The 20,038-nt window shown below is 67.0% G+C and carries 18 protein-coding genes; 3 read left to right on the forward strand and 15 right to left on the reverse strand.

Annotated features, from left to right (window positions below; genetic code table 11):
* Positions 1-2: 2 nt before the first annotated feature.
* From ugpE to ugpB, 3 genes are all read right to left on the reverse strand, one after another.
* A complete protein-coding gene (gene ugpE / locus BMX16_RS06140; RefSeq protein ID WP_089900325.1) occupies positions 3-851 on the reverse strand; it encodes a sn-glycerol-3-phosphate ABC transporter permease UgpE in 849 nt (282 codons plus the stop codon).
* The gene (gene ugpA, locus BMX16_RS06145; protein WP_089900328.1) at positions 851-1,729 is read right to left on the reverse strand and encodes a sn-glycerol-3-phosphate ABC transporter permease UgpA; all 879 of its coding nucleotides are present in this window, start codon (positions 1,727-1,729) and stop codon (positions 851-853) included. The genes ugpE and ugpA overlap by 1 nt, the downstream gene beginning before the upstream one ends.
* Before the next feature lie 71 nt (positions 1,730-1,800).
* Positions 1,801-3,132, reverse strand: a complete 1,332-nt coding sequence (ugpB, locus tag BMX16_RS06150) for a sn-glycerol-3-phosphate ABC transporter substrate-binding protein UgpB (RefSeq protein WP_089900331.1) — start codon at positions 3,130-3,132, stop codon at positions 1,801-1,803.
* Positions 3,133-3,474: 342 nt separating this feature from the next.
* Here ugpB and BMX16_RS06155 point away from each other — a divergent pair, with 342 nt between their 5' ends.
* Positions 3,475-4,476: an OmpA family protein gene (locus BMX16_RS06155; RefSeq protein WP_089900334.1), complete on the forward strand. Its 1,002-nt coding sequence runs from the start codon at positions 3,475-3,477 to the stop codon at positions 4,474-4,476.
* A gap of 291 nt (positions 4,477-4,767) precedes the next feature.
* Here the strand turns inward: BMX16_RS06155 and BMX16_RS06160 are convergent, their stop codons facing one another.
* The 11 genes from BMX16_RS06160 to BMX16_RS06210 form a co-directional block, all read right to left on the reverse strand.
* Positions 4,768-5,712, reverse strand: coding sequence for an ABC transporter substrate-binding protein (locus BMX16_RS06160; protein ID WP_089900688.1), 945 nt, complete (start codon positions 5,710-5,712; stop codon positions 4,768-4,770).
* A gap of 37 nt (positions 5,713-5,749) precedes the next feature.
* Positions 5,750-6,754 (reverse strand): ABC transporter permease, encoded by a 1,005-nt coding sequence (locus BMX16_RS06165; protein ID WP_177174582.1) that lies wholly within the window; start codon positions 6,752-6,754, stop codon positions 5,750-5,752.
* Positions 6,754-8,268 (reverse strand): sugar ABC transporter ATP-binding protein, encoded by a 1,515-nt coding sequence (locus BMX16_RS06170; RefSeq protein WP_177174593.1) that lies wholly within the window; start codon positions 8,266-8,268, stop codon positions 6,754-6,756. Before BMX16_RS06170 ends, BMX16_RS06165 begins: the two co-directional genes overlap by 1 nt.
* A 5-nt stretch (positions 8,269-8,273) precedes the next feature.
* A complete protein-coding gene (locus BMX16_RS06175; RefSeq protein ID WP_089900337.1) occupies positions 8,274-9,344 on the reverse strand; it encodes a LacI family DNA-binding transcriptional regulator in 1,071 nt (356 codons plus the stop codon).
* Positions 9,345-9,461: 117 nt separating this feature from the next.
* Complete coding sequence (locus BMX16_RS06180) at positions 9,462-10,790, reverse strand: TRAP transporter large permease (RefSeq protein WP_089900340.1); 1,329 nt, start codon at positions 10,788-10,790, stop codon at positions 9,462-9,464.
* On the reverse strand, positions 10,787-11,359 hold the full coding sequence (locus BMX16_RS06185; protein WP_089900343.1) for a TRAP transporter small permease subunit: 573 nt from the start codon (positions 11,357-11,359) through the stop codon (positions 10,787-10,789). The genes BMX16_RS06180 and BMX16_RS06185 overlap by 4 nt, the downstream gene beginning before the upstream one ends.
* An 83-nt stretch (positions 11,360-11,442) precedes the next feature.
* Positions 11,443-12,495 (reverse strand): C4-dicarboxylate TRAP transporter substrate-binding protein, encoded by a 1,053-nt coding sequence (locus tag BMX16_RS06190; protein ID WP_089900345.1) that lies wholly within the window; start codon positions 12,493-12,495, stop codon positions 11,443-11,445.
* Positions 12,496-12,545: 50 nt separating this feature from the next.
* A complete protein-coding gene (locus BMX16_RS06195; RefSeq protein WP_089900347.1) occupies positions 12,546-14,927 on the reverse strand; it encodes a xanthine dehydrogenase family protein molybdopterin-binding subunit in 2,382 nt (793 codons plus the stop codon).
* On the reverse strand, positions 14,924-15,439 hold the full coding sequence (locus BMX16_RS06200; protein ID WP_089900349.1) for a (2Fe-2S)-binding protein: 516 nt from the start codon (positions 15,437-15,439) through the stop codon (positions 14,924-14,926). The genes BMX16_RS06195 and BMX16_RS06200 overlap by 4 nt, the downstream gene beginning before the upstream one ends.
* A complete protein-coding gene (locus BMX16_RS06205; protein ID WP_089900352.1) occupies positions 15,436-16,269 on the reverse strand; it encodes an FAD binding domain-containing protein in 834 nt (277 codons plus the stop codon). Before BMX16_RS06205 ends, BMX16_RS06200 begins: the two co-directional genes overlap by 4 nt.
* Before the next feature lie 308 nt (positions 16,270-16,577).
* A complete protein-coding gene (locus BMX16_RS06210; protein WP_089900355.1) occupies positions 16,578-17,567 on the reverse strand; it encodes an asparaginase in 990 nt (329 codons plus the stop codon).
* 194 nt (positions 17,568-17,761) lie between these two features.
* Here BMX16_RS06210 and BMX16_RS06215 point away from each other — a divergent pair, with 194 nt between their 5' ends.
* Both BMX16_RS06215 and BMX16_RS06220 read left to right on the forward strand, forming a co-directional pair.
* Positions 17,762-18,271: a flavin reductase family protein gene (locus tag BMX16_RS06215; protein WP_177174583.1), complete on the forward strand. Its 510-nt coding sequence runs from the start codon at positions 17,762-17,764 to the stop codon at positions 18,269-18,271.
* A complete protein-coding gene (locus tag BMX16_RS06220) occupies positions 18,268-18,846 on the forward strand; it encodes a carboxymuconolactone decarboxylase family protein (RefSeq protein ID WP_089900361.1) in 579 nt (192 codons plus the stop codon). The genes BMX16_RS06215 and BMX16_RS06220 overlap by 4 nt, the downstream gene beginning before the upstream one ends.
* Before the next feature lie 16 nt (positions 18,847-18,862).
* Here BMX16_RS06220 and BMX16_RS06225 read toward each other — a convergent pair whose 3' ends face one another.
* Positions 18,863-20,032: an FAD binding domain-containing protein gene (locus BMX16_RS06225; protein WP_177174584.1), complete on the reverse strand. Its 1,170-nt coding sequence runs from the start codon at positions 20,030-20,032 to the stop codon at positions 18,863-18,865.
* Between the last annotated feature and the right edge of the window lie 6 nt (positions 20,033-20,038).

The raw sequence follows: 20,038 nt of genomic DNA on the forward strand, positions 1-20,038 counted from the left end.
GATTATTTCTCCGTCTCGACGAGGCCCTTGACGAAGAGCCGTTGCATGCCGACCACCACCAGCACCGGCGGCAGCATCGCCAGGATCACCGCCGCCATCACGAGGTTCCATTGCGGCACCGAATCCACCGCCTGCGCCAGCCGCTTGATACTGGCGACGACCGTGTAATAGCTGGCATCGGTGGTGATCAGCAGCGGCCACAGGTATTGGTTCCAGCCGTAGATGAACAGGATCACGAACAGCGCCGCGATGTTGGTCTGCGACAGCGGCAGCAGGATGTCGCGAAAGAACTTCATCGGGCCGGCGCCGTCGATCCGGGCGGCCTCGGTCAGCTCGTCCGGGATGGTCAAGAACACCTGCCGGAACAGGAACGTCGCGGTGGCGGATGCGATCAGCGGCACGGTCAGCCCGGCGTAGCTGTTCAGCATCCCCAGATCGGCCACCACCTTGAACGTGGGCACGATCCGCACCTCGACCGGCAGCATCAGGGTGACGAAGATCGCCCAGAACGCCAGTTGCCGGAACCGGAAGCGGAAATAGACGATGGCAAAGGCCGAGGTGACGGAAATGGCGATCTTGCCCGTGGCGATGACCAGCGCCATGATCAGGCTGTTCAGGATCATGCCCGCCAGCGGCGGCGCACCCGCCGTGGACAGGCCGGACCCCATCATCAGGCTGTAATTCTCCCACATTTGGTCGCCCGGCCACAGCGGGATCACGCCCGTGGAAAAGGCCGTCGCGGGATGCGTCGACGCGATCAGCGCCACATAGACCGGGAACGCCACGATCAGCACGCCAAGGATCAGCACCAGATGGGTCAGGCGGTTCAGCCAAGGACGATCCTCGACCATCAGTAGGCCACCTTCTTTTCGATGTAACGGAACTGGATCATCGTCAGGACGATCACGATGGCCATCAGGATCACCGACTGCGCCGCCGACGATCCGAGGTTCAGGGCAAGGAAACCGTCCGCGTAGATCTTGTAGATTAGGATCGTGGTGGCCTGATTGGGGCCGCCGCCGGTGGTGGCGTCGATGATCCCGAAGGTGTCGAACATCGTGTAGGTGACGTTCACGACCATCAGAAAGAACGTGGTCGGGGCCAGCAGGGGGAATGTGATGGTGGCGAACCGTTTGACCGGACCCGCGCCGTCGATCGCCGCAGCCTCGCGCAGGCTGGCCGGAATCGACTGCAGCCCGGCCACGAAGAACAGAAAGTTGTAGCTGACCTGTTTCCACGCGGCGGCGATGACGACCAGCATCATGGCATCGCCCGACTGCAGGCGGTGGTTCCAGTCATAGCCCACGCGGTCCAGCAGATAGGGCAGGATGCCGATGGTCGGGTTGAAGATGAACCACCACAGGATGCCCGCAATCACCGGGGCCACCGCATAGGGCCACACCAGCAGTGTGGTATACAGCGGCGCACGTTTCACCAGCCGGTCCACCGACACGGCCAGTCCCAGCGCCAGACCCATCGACAGGGCCGCCACCGACACCGAAAAGATCGCCGTGGTGCCCAGTGCCGCCATATAGTCGCCGTCGTTCAGCAAGGCGCGGTAATTCAGGAACCAGACGAAACTGGTGTTCAGTCCGAAGGCATCCTCGCGCAAGAAGCTTTGCCAGATCGCCTGCGCCGCAGGCCACAGGAAGAACACCAGCGTGACGACCAGTTGCGGCGCCAGCAGCAGCCACGGCAGCACCTGATTGCCAAAGATCGTGCGTTTCATGGTAGTGCCTTTGGGGGAATGGGGAAAGCCCGTGCTGCCACGGGCTTTCCGGTCACGTCGTCAGTGCGGGATCAGTTCGCCGCCTCGAACTCGCGCAGCAGGGTGTTGCCGCGCGCCACCAGATCGTCGAGCGCGGTCTGCGCGTCCTTGTCACCGGCCAGCACAGCCTCGAACTCTTCGTCGATCAGGCTGCGGATCTGGACGTAGGACCCGAACCGCAGGCCTTTGGAGTTGGGCGTGGGTTCGTTCAGCGTGATCTGCTGGATCGAAATTTCGGTGCCGGGGTTCTCGTCGTAGAACCCCTGCTCGCGGGTCAGGTCGTAGGCCGCCTGCGTGATCGGCAGATAGCCGGTGAACTGGTGCCAGTCCGCCTGCACCTCGGCCGAGGACAGGTAGCTGAAGAAATCCGCGACGCCGGGATATTCGGCCTCGTCCCGGCCCGCCATGACCCACAGGGTCGCGCCGCCGATGATCGAGTTCTGCGGTGCACCATCGGTGCCTTCGTAATAGGGCAGCATGCCGTAGCCCACCTCGAAGTCGGTGGCGTTGGCGACCACGCCGGCGCGTCCGGCCGACGAGTTCATGTAGATCGCGCATTCCTGCGCATAGAACTTGGGCGGGGCATCGTCGCCGCCGGTGGGTCCGCCGTACTGGAACAGGCCCTCGTCCTGCCACCGCGCGAGGTTGTCCCAGTGCTTGACCTGCAGCGGGCCGTTCAGCGACAGTTCAGTCCCGAGCCCGCCAAAGCCGTTTTCCAGCGTGCCGATGGGCTGGTTGTGCCATGCCGACAGGTTTTCGGTCTGGATCCAGCTGATCCATGCGGTGGTCAGGCCGCAGGGGGCGGCACCGGATTCGACGATTTGGCGGGAAAACGACTCCAACTCCTCCCACGTGGCGGGCGGCGTCTCGCGGTCCAGACCGGCGGCCTCGAACACGTCCTTGTTGTAATACATGATCGGGGTCGAGGAGTTGAACGGCATCGACAGCATGTTGCCGTCGGTGTCCGTGTAATAGCCCACGACCGAGGGCAGGAAGGCGGCGGGATCGAAGTCCGCCTGCATGTCGGCCATCAGCTGATAGACCGGATAGACGGCACCTTCGGCCGCCATCATCGTGCCTGTCCCGACCTCGAACACCTGCACGACGGCGGGCTGTTCACCGGCGCGGAACGCCGCGATCGCTGCCGTCATCGTTTCGGGGTAGGTGCCCTTGTAGGTCGGCACGACGACATAGTCGGACTGGCTGGCGTTGTAGCCTGCGACGATCTCTTCCAGCTTGGTGCCAAGCTCGCCACCCATGGCGTGCCACCACTGGATTTCGGTCTGCGCGGATGCGGATTGGGCCAGTCCGGTCGCGGTCAGAACCGCCAGCGATAGGACCGAGGTGCGCGGTGTCGGGAACATCGGGGATCTCCTCTTGATCTGCAATCCGTCCGGCATCCCCCATAAATGTAACAATGAATCGAACGGCTTGCGAAACTTTCGTGACGATCGTCCGTGGGCGGGTCCGGTCGGGCATGTCGCGCAGCGGATGCGTTGCCAAACGGGCCGGGCTGATGTTAACGTAGGGTCAACTTGGGGCCCGCGCGGTCATGCGGGACACCGACTGCCCGCACGATCGCGCGCCATGTCCGCAAACAGGTGGACGAAGGATGGGGACATGACCCGACACCCGGATTGCAGCTCCGTCCCAAATTCGACCGCGCTCTTGGGGTTTTCCACCTGCAGCATCGACGGGAGGATGAAGTGAACAAACCATCAGGTCATCTGGGCGTTTGCAGCGCGGTGTTGGCCCTGTGTCTGGCCGGTCCGACGCTGGTGTCGGCGCAGTCCTGTCCGGATGTGGCAGGGTTCGCGCCGCTGGACGGGGTGCCGGTCTATGACGGGGCCTGCCTGTTCGGGGCCGACGATCCGGGGTTCGCGCTGTTCGCCCTGCCGACCGGCCCGATGAAGGCGGGCGCGCCGGAGACGTCCATCGCACTGGAAGGCGCGATGCAGCGCAGGCTGTATGTGGCCCCCGACGGCGCAAGCCCCACGGACGTGTATGTCAACTACCGCGATGCGCTGCTGGCCCAAGGGTTCGAGCCGCTCTTCGCCTGCAGCGGCCGGGACTGCGGCAGCAACAATGCCCTGCTGGGCAAGCTGGTGATCTATCCCATCGCACGGCACTTTTCGAACCTGGGAGAGGCGTCGACCTTCGCCCTCTACATCGATGGCGACGAGCATTATCTGGCCGCCCGGTCCGGTGACGGGCAGCGGCACATCGCGGTCTATGTCGCGCGCAATCAGTCCGGCTCGATCACCGGTGCGGCAGCGGGCCGGGCTGCGGTGCACGTCGATCTGGTGACGACCGGCGCGGTCCAGACGCGCATGGTCGATGCCGCGGCCATGGCCAAGGGCATTGCCGATGACGGTCACATCGCGATCGAGAACGTCTATTTCGATTTCGGCACGGCGGACCTGACACTGGAAGCTGCACCCGCCCTGGCCGAAATGGTCAGCTATCTTGCAGCGAATCCAGAGGTCTCGGTGTTCATCGTTGGCCATACGGACGGCGTCGGCGACGCCGATGCGAACCTGATCCTGTCGCAGGACCGCGCGGCGGCTGTGGTTGCCGCCCTTGCGGCAGACGGCATCCCGCCTAGCCGGATCACCGCCGCAGGCGTGGGCCCGTTCGCCCCGCGCGCCACCAATGCGACAGACGCGGGGCGCACCCTGAACAGGCGGGTCGAACTGGTCGAACGTTAGCGGTGGGCATGGAGGCAGGCCGGTCCGTCACCGGGTGCTGATGCTGAAAGGCTGGACATGGTCCGACCGTCTCGACGTCTGCGCCGCCCCTGACGTTCAGGTCGGACAAGGTCACCAAGCGGACCGAAGGCCACTGTCGGCTGGATGCCTGCACGATGCGGTGGCGGACCCCGCCGATGGGTCGCCGCGCGATGCACGCTGTGCCGCCGGTCAAAGGTCGCGGTCCGCGCAAGCTGGATCTGAGACTTACCCGCCAGCCCGGCAAACCGGGCTGACGGGTTGCGGCTTTGCTCAGAACGGGCTGTCGGGATAGTAGAACTGCTCGGCGTTCTCGGGCGTGATCAGCACCGACCCGATGGTGAACGTGCCGGACACTGGCGCGGTCGACGTCAGGCCCACGGCCGTCATCTCGATCGCCGTGGCGATCATCGACGGCGGATAGGTCACGTCGGCTGGGATCATCGTGTCGCCGTTCATCACGCGCTGCACCATCTCCTTCATGCCCGCACCGCCCAGCACGAACTGCACGTCGGTCCGGTCGGTCGCCTCGATCGCGGCAAGCACACCCACCGCCATGTCGTCGTCGGACGCCCAGACGGCGTCGATCTGCGGATGCTTGGACAGGAAGTCCTGCATCACGTTGAAGCTGTCGTCGCGGTTCCAGTTGCCGTGCTGCATGTCGATCACTTCGATGCCGGAACCTGCGATGGCCTCCTCGAAGCCTGCAACACGCTCGTTGTCGATGGTGGTGGGGATGCCGCGCAGCACGACGATGTTGCCGCCGTCCGGCATCTTGGATGCCATGTATTCACCGGACACGCGACCGAACCCGGTGTTGTCCCCCGCGACATACAGATCCTCGATCCCCGGTACCGACAGGCCGCGGTCAACGACCGTGACCCAGACGCCGCTGTCGGCGACGGCCTGCACCGGGGGGGTCAGCGGGTCGCTCTCGAACGGCAGCACCACCAGCGCGCTGATGTTGCGGGTCGCGACCATGTCCTCGATGTCGTTGACCTGCGTGCCTGCGTCGGGCGCCGTCGACAGCACGAAGTCAAGCTGCGGATAGACTTCCTCCAGCCGCTCCACCGCCTGCTGCGCGTGAAAGTTCATGCCCCCCGCCCAGCCGTGGGTCGCCGCCGGGATCGACACGCCGATCACCCGCGTTTCCGCGTCCTGCGCCATGGCAGATCCGGCGATGGCGATGGCAGCCGTTCCGGCCAACAGTGTTTTCATGTAAGACATTGGTTCTCCTCCCAGAGTGGCAAAGTGGTCAGCCCTTTGCCTTGGCCTCTCGCTGCAGGATGACAGCCAGAACGATGATGACCCCCTGGATCGCGCCGTTGAGGTAAGGCGATACGAGGTCGGTCAAATTCAGGATGTTGTCGATCAAGCCCAGGATCAGCACGCCGATCACCGTGCCCCAGACCCGGCCGAAGCCGCCCTTCAGCACGGTCCCGCCGATGATGACGGCGGCGATCGCCTCCAGCTCCCACAGCACCCCGGTCGAGGCGGAGGCGGAGCCAAGGCGCGGCACGTACATGATCGTCGCCACGCCCACCAGCAGCCCCAGCATGGCATAGGTCGCCAGCCGCGTGCGGTCGACGTTCACGGCGGAATAATGCGCCACATGGGCGTTCGATCCGGTCGCGGCGCAGTGGCGGCCGAACCGCGTGCGGCTCATCAGGATCTCGCCGACAATGACGACGGCCGCAAAGACGATGATCGGCCAGGCGATGCCGAGGATACCGTCGAAATAGACCGGGCGGTAGAAGGTGCGCAGGTCGAAATCCAGCGACAGCGTGCCGCCGTCCGCCAGCCACGTCACGAGGCTGCGGTAGATCCCCATGCTGCCCAGCGTGACGATGAACGCCTCGATCCCCAGCGTGGTGATGAAAAAGCCGTTCAGCAACCCCGCGAGGATTCCCGCGACCAATGCCACCGCCATGCCGAGGAGGATGATCGGCACGCCGACGCCGAGGCTGGGCAGGGCCGCGTTCATCACCAGGATCATCAGCCCCGCGATGAACGCCGCCATCGACCCCACCGACAGATCGAGCCCGCCGGCCGTGATCACGAATGTCATGCCGACCGCGATGATCCCGATGAAGGCGGACCGCGACAGCACGTTGTTGATGTTGCCCGCACTCAGGAAACTGCTGTTCATCAGCGCGCCGACGATCACGAGGATCACGAGGGCGAGGATCGGGCCAAGCACGCTCATCGACGGCAGGCGGCGGGGCGGCGGAGTCCGCGTCGTGACGGTCTGTGTGGTCATCAGCTTGCCTTCCGGGTCTGGGGGGCGGCGACACCGATGGCGTGCCGCAGGATGGTGGCCTCGTTGATGTCGTCGTCCGCAAGGGTGGCGGCGATCCGACCCTGCCGCATGACGAGCACGCGGTCCGACAGGCCGATCACCTCCTGCAGTTCCGACGACACGACGATGATGGCCCGCCCTTCCGCCGCGAGGCGGCGGAGGAAGGCATAGATCTGCTGCTTGGTGCCGATGTCGATGCCACGGGTCGGTTCGTCCACGATCAGGACACGCGGTTGCGACTGCATGATCTTGGCCAGCAGCAGTTTCTGCTGGTTGCCCCCCGACAGGTTGCCCACCGCCACGTCGCGGTTGCCGGCACGGATGTCGAAATCCGCGATGGCCTGGGTCAGGGCGCGATCCTCGGCGCCCCTGTCGATCACAACGCGGCCAAAGCGGTGCAACGCCTGCAACGTCAGGTTGTCGCGCATCCCCTTGGTCAGCAGTAGGCCACGCAGCTTGCGGTCCTCGGTCATGTAACACAACCCGTGTGCCAGCGCGTCCTGCGTGCTGCGCACATGGACCGGGTTGCCCGCGATCTCCAGCCGGGTGGTGGTGGCGGGGCGCAGGCCGCACAGCCCCTCCATCGCCTCGGTCCGGCCGGACCCGATCAAACCGGCGATCCCGACGATCTCGCCCGCGCGCAGGTCGAAGGCGATATCGCTTGCCCAGCCGGGAACATCCAGACCCGCGACCCGCAGGGCCATCGGCGCATCAGCCGCCACCCCCGGCTTTGCAGGGTAAAGGTCTGACACGTCGCGCCCGACCATCGCGGTGGCCATGTCGTCCTCGGTCATGGCGCGCGCGGCATCGGTGCGCACCACATGGCCGTCGCGCATCACCGTGACCCGGTCAGCGATCGCAGCCACCTCGCCCAGCTTGTGCGACGTGAACAGCACCGCCGTGCCCGCATCGCGCAGCACCCGGATCTGTGCGAACAGGGTGTCCACCTCGGACCCGGTCAGCACCGCGGTGGGTTCGTCCATGATCAGGATGCGGGCGCGGCGTCCCAGTGCCTTGGCGATCTCGACCATCTGCTTGTCGGAATTCGACAGCTTCGACACCGGCGTGTCCGGGTCCACCGCGCAATCGAGCCGGTCGAGGTAGTCGCGGGTCAACTGCCGCATCCGCGTCTTGTCCAGCAGCAGGCCGCGCCGCAGCTCGCGCCCCAGAAAGACGTTCTGTTCGACGGTCAGCTGTTCCGCCAGATTGAATTCCTGATGGATCAGCACGATCCCCGCATCCTCGAAGGCGCGCAGCCCCGACAGTGTGGCGGGTTGTCCGTCCAGCAGGATCGTGCCGCCGGTCGGTGGCTGGTAGCCTGCGAGGATCTTCATCGTGGTCGACTTGCCGGCACCATTCTCGCCGATCAGCGCCAGCACCTGACCCGCATGCAGGTCGATGTCGATGCCATGCAGGACCTGAACCGGACCAAAGCTCTTGGACACGCCGCGCAGCGACAGGACGGGACCCGGGATGGTCATCATGCGGACTCCGCCAATGGCACCGGGCGGCTGTCGGACCGCGCAACGGGCAGGTTTTCCTTGATGTAGATCGCCGGGACGATCTGCGGCAGCGGCGGCAGCGGACGCCGGTCCGCCATATGGCGCAGCGCGTCGAGGGTTCTGGCGACCTCGTCCTCCGGGCGCTGGTCGATGACGATGTCGATCAGGCCCTGTTCCAGTGCCTGACGCGATGCATCCAGCAGTTCGTGCACCACGACCATGGGGCGGGGCGGTGTATCGGTCCAGCCAGCGATCACCCGGAACAGCCCCGCATTACCGGCCCCCGCGCTGTAGATTGCGGTGATCCCCGGATCGGCGCTCAGGGCGGCCTGCACCTTGCCTGCCACGACGTCGTGCCGGTCCAGCCCTTCGATCAGCGGTGCCACCGCCACGCCGGACCCCGCCAGCGACTGCCGCAACCCGTCAATCCGGTCCGCATGGTCGCGTGCCGACAGGGCGCCGACGATGGGCAGCACGCGACCCGCCTTGCCGCGATGCGCCAGCAGGATCAGACCTGCAGCGGTGCGCCCCGCCGTCAGATTGTCGATCCCGACATAGGCGTCGCGGGTCGATCCGGGCATGTCGGAAATCAGCGTGACGACGGCCACACCGCGGCGGCGCAGGGCGGCGATTGCCGCATCGACGCGCGCGTCGGTGGTGCCGACCAGTGCGATGCCATCGACTGGCGTCGCCGCCAGATCATCTAGACAGGCGCGCAGCCCGACGGGATCGAAGGCCGCGATGCGCCGCACCTCGACCGCTACGCGGTCCGTGGCAAGCGCCTCTGCCGCGCGGTGCAGGATATCGCAGACCCGCTGCATGAAGCCGTTGGTGCCGTCCGGGATGATGCAGCAGAACCGATAGGTGCGGGCCTGCGCCAGATTGGCCGCAGCGACGTTGCGCACATAACCCAGATCCGACACGGCCTGCAGCACCAGATCCTTCGATCTGGTCGCGACACTGCCGCGTGCGTTCACGACGCGGTCCACCGTGGCGTAACTGACGCCCGCACGGGTTGCCACATCGGCCAAGGTCGGCGCGCGCTTCATCTTTGGACTCCCCCGCCAGCAATGGACCACCTGCTTGACCTTGGGTCAAAGAAATTCTGCTAGACGTCTGTCATTTTTCAACCAAAGGATGAGCAATCCGCAGCGGCATCGTCCCCCTTACTGCAGCAAGGTCGAGACCGCTGGCACCAGTGCGACCAGCACCAGCACCGCCAGCATGATCCCGATGAAGGGCATCGTGGCGGCAAAGATCTGTTCCACGCTGACGCGCGGATCGTTCAGCGTGTTGTGCACGGTGAAGACCGAGATGCCGAAGGGCGGCGTCAGCAGGCCGATTTCGACCGCGAGCACGGTGATGATGCCGAACTGCGTCAGGTCGATGCCCAGCCCCTGTGCGATGGGGGCGGCAATCGGCACCATGATCAGCAGGATCGAGGTGCTGTCGAGGATCATGCCCATCGCGAGGATGACCACCGTATAGAACAGCAGGAACCCCATCGGAGAGAAGCCCCCCGCCTGCACCAGTTCGGCGATGGCGTTGGGCAGGCCCGCGATGGACAGCATCCGCGAATAATAGCTGGCCGCGACCAGCAGGATCAGGATCGCGACGGAAATCGCGCCGGTCTGCTTCATCACGCTCCACATCTTGTGGCGGTCCAGACTGCGGCGGGCCAGCGCGATGAGCAGCGCGCCGAAAGCGCCGATGCCACCCGCCTCGGTCGGAGTAAAATAGCCGGAATAGAGGCCGCCCAGCACAAGCAGGACCAGCACCGCGATCGGCAGCAGTTTCGACAGCATCGTGCGCACCGGCATGCGCGGCGCGGTGCGGTCCAGCCGCTTGGCCGTGGCGGCCGCCGGATCGACATACACGAACCCCGGCCAGACCACCGACACGGTCATCAGCATGACGACGAACCCCACGGCCAGCAGAACGCCCGGGATCAGCCCGGCGATGAACATGCCGCCGATCGACACCTCGGCCAGCACGCCATAGATGATCAAGAGCAGGCTGGGCGGGATCATCATGCCCAGCACCGAACTGCCCGCGACGGTGCCTGCGGCAAAGGCGGGGCGATACCCGTGCCGCTTCATCTCCGGCACGGCGACGCGGGTGAATACGGCGGCAGAGGCGATCGACACGCCTGTGACGGCGGCAAAGACCGTGTTGGCCGCCACCGTGGCCACACCCAGACCGCACAGCACGCGGCGCAGCAACTCCTCGGCCACCTCGAACGTATCGCGGCCCACGTTCGACACGCTGACCAGCAGGCCCATCAGCACGAACAGCGGGATCGTGGCGAACAGGTAGTCCTCGATCCCGCTGTAGGCGGTCAGTTCGATCATGCGGAACGCAAGTTCGATGTTGCCGCGAATGATCCAGATCCCGAGGAACCCCACCGCGAACAGCGCATAGGCAATCTGAAGCCCCAGCAGCACGAGGGCGATGAGCAGGGCGATCAGGATGAAGCCGATGGTCAGGGTGGTCATGTCAGCAGGCTTTCATCGGTGAAGGGCTTGGCGACAGTCGCCTGATAGAGACAGGCCAGCACCGTCACGGTGCAGCCGATCACGGTGATCGCCCGGAACGGCCATGTCGGGATGGTGAAGACGCCCTGCACGCCAAAGAAGTCTGCGGTGGCCCAAGACGAGATCAGGTTCGGCCACGACGCCCACAGGATCAGCCCGAACACCAGCGCGCCGGTCAGGGCAAAGGCCACCTCCAGCCCGCGCAGTGTCGCGGGGCTGGCCGCAGCGATCCGGCGCAGCAGAAAATCGGCCCGCGTCAGCCGCCCCTGCATCACCGCCGCACCGATCTGCAGGAACACGATGGCCACCACCGACCGGCCCGCGATTTCGGAAACCCCGGTGATCGGCGTGCTCAGGATGTTGCGCGACAGCACGTCCGCCACGATCAGCAGCATCATCAGGCCGATCCAGATCGTCCCGATGGCCGACAGCACGTTCGCCACCCGCCACAGCACCGCACCGACGGGCGCATCGGCAAAGGTCGGAACCCGGTCCGTGCCGTCGTCGTCCATCTGCGTGTCGTCTGCCATCGTCCCCGCCCCGTCGTGTAAAGGTCGTCATGATCGTGCCCGCGCCGGTCGTCGGCGCGGGCCTTGGGTATGGTCGGGTTGCCTCAGCGGTCGGCGGACCAGTCGCGGGCCGGCGTCACGCCAGCCTCGCGCAGCGCGTCGAAATAGGCGCTCAGCACGACCTCGCCCGCGGGGCCGGTCTGTTCCAGCCAGGGGGCCACGATGTCGGGCAGGTTCGCGACCCACTCGGCCTTCACCTCCTCGGGCAGGGTGGTGATTTTCAGACCCGCCGCCTCCATCTCGGTCATCGCCTGCGCGGCCAGTTCTTCGACGTAGTCGCCATGCGCGGTCGAGGTGACGTCGGACGCTTGCTGGAACGCCTCCTGCACGGGGGCGGGCAGGCCGTCGTAGAAATCCTTGTTCGCGGCGATGGCGCCGAACACCATGGACCCGATGCCGACGCGGGTCAGTTCCGGCGCGACCTCGTACACCCGGGTCGGCAGGATGCCGGACGCAAACGACAGCGCCCCTTCGGTCACGCCGGTCTGGATGTTGGTGTAGTAGGTGGTCAGCGCGCCGGCGACCGGCGTGGCGCCGGTGCCCTGCAACCAGTTGGCCGCCGTGCCCGGTGCGTTCAGCTTGCGGTTCTGCAGGTCGGCCAGCGTGGCCACCGGGAAAGTCGCATAGATGTCGTAGTTGTCGGTGATCAGCGACGACAGGTGGACCATGTTCTGTTCGGTCCAGCTGTCGCGCAGCTCCGGCAGGTTGGCGGTCAGGTCGTCGAAGATGCTGATCAGCAGCTTGTGGTCACTGGTCGCGAAAGGCGTGAAATAGGTGACGTTCTGCAGGGGCATCGCCGCACCCTCGAACACCGTCGCCACGACGCCGACATCGACGATGCCGTCGGCCACCGCCGCGCGGGTATCGGTGAACTTGTAGAGCGTGCCGCCATAGGCCTCGACCCAGTCGATGGCATATTCGCCGGTCTCCGCCAGGATGCGGTCCACTTCGGGCTGGAAGGCGTTCTTGACCGCATAGGTCCAGATGTTCGACTCGGGATAGGCAGAGCCGATGTTGATGGTGATCGTGTCCTGCGCAAAGGCGCCGGTCGCCAGAACCGTCAGTGCGGTGGTGGCCAGATATGTGCGGATCGTCATGGTGTTCCTCCCTGTTGGTGGGCCGTGGCCCGGTGTCGTTCAGGACCTGATCAGTCCTGCAGTTTCCCCAATGCGCGCAGCACCCGCTCGGGTGTGAACGGCATCGCCGTCACCTCCCCCCCGATGGGTCGCAGCGCATCGTTGATCGCATTCATCACCGCCGCCGCGGCACCTGCGGTGCCCGCCTCGCCGGCGCCCTTGGCGCCAAGGGTGCTTTCCAGCGTCGGCGTCTCGACGTGGGCCACGATCATGTCGGGCATCTCGCCCGCCATCGGCACAAGGTAGTCGGCCAGCGATCCGTTCAGCAACTGCCCCTCGGCGTCGTAGTGCAATTCCTCGAACAGGGCGGCGCCCAGACCCTGCACGATGCCACCGCGGATCTGTTCGTCGACCAGTTGCGGGTTGATGATGCGCCCGCAATCCTCGACGCACCAGTGCTTCAGCAGTTTGACGTCGCCGGTATCGGTATCGACCTCGACATAGGATGCCTGCACGCCGTTGGTGAAGGCAAAGGGATAGTCGGCGGGGGTATAGTGCCGGGTCTGGACCAGCTCGCGCGGCAGCCCCTTGGGCAGGGTGTCGCCGCGGAAATAAACGATGCGCCCCAGCTCTGCCAACGGCATCCGGTCTGCCCCGTCGGCCATGTCCACGACGCTCCCGTCCCGGATGTCCAGCGTCGCAGGCTCGCATTGCAGCATGGCCCCCGCCACGGTCAGGATCGCCTCGCGCAGGGCGCGCGCCGCCTGCAGGGCCGCCTCGCCACCGATGCCCGCGCCGCGCGACGCCCATGTGCCGCCACCATAGGGCGTGGCCTGCGTGTCGCCGGTGACGATGCGGACCTGTGCGGGCAGGACGCCGACGCCTTCGGCCACGATCTGCGACAGCATGGCCTCTGTTCCCTGACCCTGTTCGGTGACGGAGGACGCCGCGACGATGCTGCCGTCCGGGTCCATCCGCACGGTGCAGCCGTCCTGCGCCGAAATCCGCGCCCCGCCGATACCGTACATGAAGGGCGAAGGATTCGTGAGCTCGATGAAGCTCGCGATGCCGATGCCGCGCACGATGCCGCGCGCCCGTGCCGCCGCCTGATCGGCGCGCAGGGCGTCGTAGCCCATCAGATCGACCAGCTTTTGCAGACTGGCCTGATGCGACAACCCCTCGAACCGCATGTTGGACGGGCTGACCGCCGGATAGGCGTCGTCGGCGAACACGTTCCTGCGGCGCATCTCGATGGGGTCGATGCCGAGTTTCGCCGCCGCCATGTCCACCAGTCCCTCGGTCACGGTCACAGCGACCGGGTGGCCCACGGCGCGATACTGGCTGGTCGGCGTCTTGTTCTGGAACACCACCGTCGTCTGCGCGCGGTAGTTGGCAAAGTCATAGGGCCCGCCGCACAGGTTCACGACCTGATTGCCCTCGATCGCGGAGGTGCGCGGATAGACCGAATAGGCGCCGATCGCGGTCCAGTCGTCGATGTCGAAGGCGAGGATCTTGCCGTCCGCATTGCAGGCGATGCGCCCCGTCACCTCGTGATCGCGGGCATGGATGTCGGTAGTGAAACTTTCCAGCCGGTCGGCCACGAACTTGACCGGGCGCGCCATGATCTTGGCGATCGCGGCGGTGGCGATCTCGTCGGGATAGATGTGGACCTTGATCCCATAGGACCCGCCGACGTCGCCGCAGATCACCCTAACGCGGCTTTCGGGCAGGTCGAGGTGCTTGGCCAGTACGACCTGCATCATGTGCGGGGCCTGTGTCGCGTGCCACGCGGTCATCAGCCCGTCGCCGGGCTTCCAGTCCACGAGGATCGAGCGGGGTTCCAGCGTGACGCCCGTGTGACGTCCGGTCTTGAACCGCGCCTCGACCACCGTGTGCGCGGCGGCAAACGCTGCATCCACGTCGCCGTGGTCGTGCAGCCGCCGAAAGGCGAGGTTGTCGCCCATGTCCGCGTGCAGCACCGGGGTATCGGCATCCAGCGCGGTCATCATGTCGGTGACCTCCGGCAGCGGGTCGTAATCGACCTCGACCAGTGCCGCGCCATCCTCCGCCTCGGCGCGGGTGCGGGCCACGACGGCCACCACCGGCTCGCCCACCCAGACGGCGCGGTCCATCGCGAGGGCATGTTGGGGCGGCGATTTCAGCCCCTTCAGATGCGCCAGCACGCCGACCCACGGGGTGCAGACGGCGGCGATATCCGCCCCGGTCAATACCCGTAGGACGCCGGGCTCGGCCAGTGCTGCCGTGGCATCGATCCCGGTGATCGCCGCGTGGGCATGGGGGCTGCGGACGAAAGCCACATGCACCATGCGCGGCAGCACCATGTCGTCGACATAGGCGCCGCGCCCCTGCACCAGCCGGGCGGCATTCGGGCGCGGCACGGTTTTGCCGATATAGCTGTTCGGACGGTCAGGGTTGCCGAAATCGAGGGTCATGCGGCAGTCCCCGCGTGGCGCGCTTCGGCCACGGCGGAAATCGCGTCCACGATCGCCTCGTAACCGGTGCAGCGGCAGTAGTTGCCGGACAGGTGTTCGCGGATCGCCGCCCGGTCCGGCACCTCGCCGCCCTGCGCCATGGCCGTGCACAACAGGTCCTGCGCCGCGACCAGCATCCCCGGCGTGCAGAACCCGCATTGCAGCGCATTGCGCGCGACGAATTCCGCCTGCAGGTCGGCCACGACACCGGTGTCGGTCAGCCCCTCGATGGTCCAGACGGTGCTGCCTTCGGCCTGTGCGGCCAGCATCAGGCAGCCGCGCACCGCCTGACCATCGACCTGCACCGTGCAGGCGCCGCAGACCCCGTGTTCGCAACTGGCATGGGCGCCGGTCAGGCCCAGTTCCAGCCGCAGGAAATCGGTCAGGTGCTGGCCCGCAGGCACGCGGGCGGTCACGGCCTCGCCGTTCACGGTCAGGGCGATGTCGATGCGGTCGTTGAAGGTGGCGGTCATGCGGTCTCTCCGGTGATGTCGGCCACGGCGCGGCGCAGCATGACGCCCGCAAGGTGGCGGCGATAGGCGGCGGTGGCCTGCGTGTCGGACGGCGGGTCCAGCGCCTCTTCCAGCGCGGCCACGGCGCCGTCGGGGTCGCCTGCGTCCAGCCGCGCCATCGCCGCTGTCGCCAGTTCCGGCCGCGTGGCGACCGAGATGCACACGATCCGGTGTCCCGCGGCGCGGCGCACCAGACAGACCCCGGCCAGCGCGTAGTCACCGGACCGGCGGCCGAATTCGTGGATCACCTGCCGCTCGTCCGGCTCTGCCACGGGCAGGCTGATCGCGGTCAGGATCTCGTCCGGGGCGATGGTCGTCTCGAACACGTCGACGAAGAAATCTGCGGCCGGAATGTCCCGCGCACCATCCGGGCCTTCGACGTGGATGATGCCGTCCAGCGCCAGCACGCAGGCCGGAAACTCTGCCGCCGGGTCCGCATGGGCCACCGCCCCGCCGATCGTGCCCCTGTTGCGGATCGCCGCGTGCGCGATCACGTCGGTGGCCTTGCGCAGCAGTGGTGCATGCCGCGCCACCAGCGGGTCCACCGCGATCTCGGCATGCCGGGTCAGCGCGCCGATGCGCAGGCGGCTGCCGTCGCATGTGATCCCTTTCAGCGCGTCGATGCGGTTGATGTCGATCAGCAGGTCGCCCGTGCTCAGCCGCATGTTCAGCGCCGCGATCAGGCTTTGCCCGCCCGCGAGGATGCGCGCCGACCCGTCGCCTGCGGCCAGCAGGTCCAGCGCATGACGCAGATCCGTCGCCCGGGCATACCCGCCCACCGATGCCTTCATCTCCGCGTCCCCCCTGACACAGACGTCGCGCCCTCCAGCGCGACAATTGATCGTCCGATCAACTCTATTGATCGCACGATCAACAATTCGGCGGAGGTTGCAAGCCCTGTTTTGTCCCGACCTGATCACAGGTCGCAGCGAGGGAGATGCCACGGCCCCTCAGGGTGCAGCATCGGACGCCGCACCGGCCCGGACAACGCATGGCTGAAGGCGCGCCAGCCGTTCCGGCAGCGGGCTGGACGCGCGCAGACCTGCCGCAGCACGTCACCGCGCTGTGGGTCAGGACCCTGACGAAAGGACAGCCCGCATCAGGCTCCGAACGCCGCTGCCACGGCGTCGCGGTCGGCCCCGGCGGCCAGCAGCAGTTGCAGCAGCAACCGCGCCTTGATCGCTGGCAAACGACCGGCGGGGATCAGGCCGCGCCCGATCAGGTCGATCTCCGACCCCGTGAAGCCATAGGTGCGACGGAACACCGGACCGTCGCCAGTGCGGCTGCACAGGATCACGGGCATCTGCGCTGCAAGCGCGGCCAGTGGGTCCGACAGCCACGCGGCGGTGTGACCGGCCCCCATCCCCTCGACCACGACCCCGGCATAGCCGAGGCCGGGCAGGGCGGTCAGCAGGCGGGCATCCTCGCCCAGACCCGGCTTGAACAGCGCAACCGGCGGGATGTCCGCATCCGGCGACAGGGTCAGATGCCGTGCCTTGCGCGGGGGCAGGGACAGCACCTGCACGGCGCCTTCCCACACCTCGGCCACCGGTCCGCCGTGGCGAGAGGTGAAGGCGGCGCAGGACCCGGTATGCGACTTCGCCACCGTTGCTGCGGCGTGGACGGTATCGTTCAGCACCACGAGGACGCCCGCATTCCGCAGCGCGGGCGACGCGGCGGCGATGGCGGCGGCCAGCAGGTTCGCGGGCCCGTCCGCCCCTGCCGCCTCCGGCCCGCGCATGGCACCCGTGACGATCAGCGGTTCGGGATGGTGCCACAGACAGTCGAGGACGAAGGCCGTCTCCTCGATCGTGTCGGTGCCCTGCACGACGATGACGCCCGACGCCCCGTCCGCAACCGCCTGCGTCGCCACCTGCACGACCTGCGCCAGATGCGGCAGGGTCAGCGACGCGCCGGGGATCCGAAAGGGCGACTGCGGCGTCACCCGGGCCGCATCCGACAGACCGGGCACGGCCTGCAACAGCGCCTCGGCGGTCAGGGTGGGGGCGATTCCGCCGCTGTCGTCGCGCGTCATGGTGATCGTGCCGCCCAGCAGGATCAGGGCGATGTGGGGCAGGGGCTCTGGCATGGCAGGCGGTCCTTTTGGCGGGGCAGGGGCGGACGCGCCGGGCTGGCCGTCGTCCGGCGATGGTTCATATGAAAACACATATGCCGGATATGAGGAACAATCATTTTGTCATATGCAACCCGTCCCCTACCTTGTGTCCCAAGGGGGTGTCCTGCCGCACCCCGGAGACCGGAGATCACAGGATGCTCGACCGCATGCAGACCGAACCCACGGCCCAGATCGATCCGCGCGCCTTGCGGGATGCCTTCGGCGCCTTGCCGACGGGGGTTGCCGTCGTCACCCTGCGCGACGCGGCGGGCATGCCCACAGGCATGACGGTCGGGTCGTTCGCCTCGCTCAGCCTGTCACCGGCGCTGTGCCTGTTCTCGCTGGGCCGCAATCAGGCCAGTGCGCGGCTGTTCGCACCGGACGTACCGTTCGTCGTGAACGTGCTGCCGGACACCATGGCCGATGTGGCGTGGCAGTTCGCGCGGCCGCAGCCGGACAAGTGCGCGGGCATCGCCCTGTCGGACACGGCGGTGGATGCGCCGGGCCTGCAGGGGGCGATCGCCCGCTTTGCCTGCCATGTCGATTCGATCCACGACGGCGGCGATCATGTGATCGTCGTGGGCCGCATCGCGGATTTCGATCACGCCCCCGGCGATGCGCTGGTGTTCTGGCGGGGCGGCATGCATCGGCCCGCCGCCGTCGGCGCGTCCTCATGACCCGCCTGCCGCATCTGGACGAAGGCGCGCTGAGTGCCGCGCAGCAGGCCGTGTTCGATGCCATCGTGAACGGCCCGCGCGGGCGCGTCGTGGGACCGCTGCGGGTCTGGCTGCAAAGTCCGGCCCTCGCCGACCGCGCACAGGCGCTGGGGCAGTATGCGCGCTACGACTCCACCCTGACCCCGGCGCAGTCGGAGATCGCGATCCTCGTGACTGCCCGGATCTGGAGCGCGGGGTTCGAATGGACGCACCACGCCCCCATCGCCATGGACGCCGGCGTGCCGCAGCACGCGGTGACGGCCATCGGGCTGGCCCGGCGCGTGATGCTGGATGATCCTGCATGGCAGGCGGTGTTCGATTTCGCGGTGGAGCTGCACCGCGACAGGCGCGTGACGGATGCGACCTATGACGCGGCACTGGCCACCTTGGGTCAGCAGGGCTGCGTCGATCTGGTGGGCATCTGCGGCTACTACACGCTGATCTCGATGACGATCACGACGTTTGACGTGGGCGACGGTGACGGACCCGCGCTGCCTGCGCTGGACCTCGCACCGCACGCCATGTTCCGCGACTGATACCGGCGGCGCGCCCTCAATCCTCCGTCACCGCCGTCAGGCGCATGATGTCGCGCAGCCGGGCGTTGTGCGCGCCATCGGCATTGGCGGGATCGTCTTGGAAGATCCACGATCCCAGCTTGCGCGCCCGCAGATAAGCGCGTTCTGACGCGGGCACGCGGATGGCGGAATAGGCGGCGGGATCGTCCGCATGGACGGCGAGGGCCAGTGCATCCTCTGCCGCCTTGGTCACGCCCATGCCGACATGGGGCCGCGCCACGCAGGCCGCGTCCCCCAGCAGGACCACGCGGCCATCGTGCATGACGGGGGAATGGTGGTCGTAGATCGGGGTAAAGAACGGGCGTTCCGATACGTCGAGGATCGCGGTGAAGTCGGGCGGCAGGATGCGGCGGGCATTGGCCTGCATCGCATCCAGCACGTCGTCGCGCACCAGCGGTGGCGGGATCGAGATGGCATGCTGATGCCCCGCAGCATCCGTCAGCATGTCGCGCAGGGCGTCCGCATCGGCGGGCGCATACCAGACGAAGTTGTAGCGGCGGTTGCCCAGCGACAGGTCGTTGTCGCGCCCGGCGATGGGATAGCCGATGATCTGCGTCCCGCTGGGCGCAAAGAAGGCGAAGGTCGGAAACACCCGCGCCGCCACATCCGCCGGCAGGTCGCGTTCCTGCGCCAGTGCCCGCCAGACGACGTAGCCCGCATAGGTGGGCTGCACGTCCGGCAGCATCTGCGCCCGGATCGCGGACCGGAACCCGTCGGCCCCCACCAGCAGGTCGCCGCGCACGGTGCTGCCGTCGCTGAACTGCGCCACGACACCGTCCGCATCCTGCGCATAGCCGGTGACGGCACGACCGAGGTGATGCCGGTCGTCGGGGATCAGGCGGCGCAGGATGCGGTGCATCCTGTCCCATGACGTGACGATCTGGGGGTGCGGCAGGACCGTGACCACGCCCCCCGCCTTGTCGAAGGCGGTGCGTTCGGCCACCTGCACGCCAAGGTCTGTCAGGTCCGCCCCCACGTGGCGCAGCGCGTCGATCAGCGTGTCGTGGGTGACGATGCCGGCGCCGCGCCCGGCCAGCTCCACCTCGGTCCGCTCGAACACGTCGACGGTCCAGCCGGCCTTTTGCAACGCGGCGGCGGCGAACAGCCCGCCGATGGAACCGCCTGCGATGAGTGCGTGTCGCGCCATGGTCGT

The sequence above is a fragment of the Loktanella fryxellensis genome (assembly GCF_900110065.1).
GTDB lineage: Bacteria > Pseudomonadota > Alphaproteobacteria > Rhodobacterales > Rhodobacteraceae > Loktanella > Loktanella fryxellensis.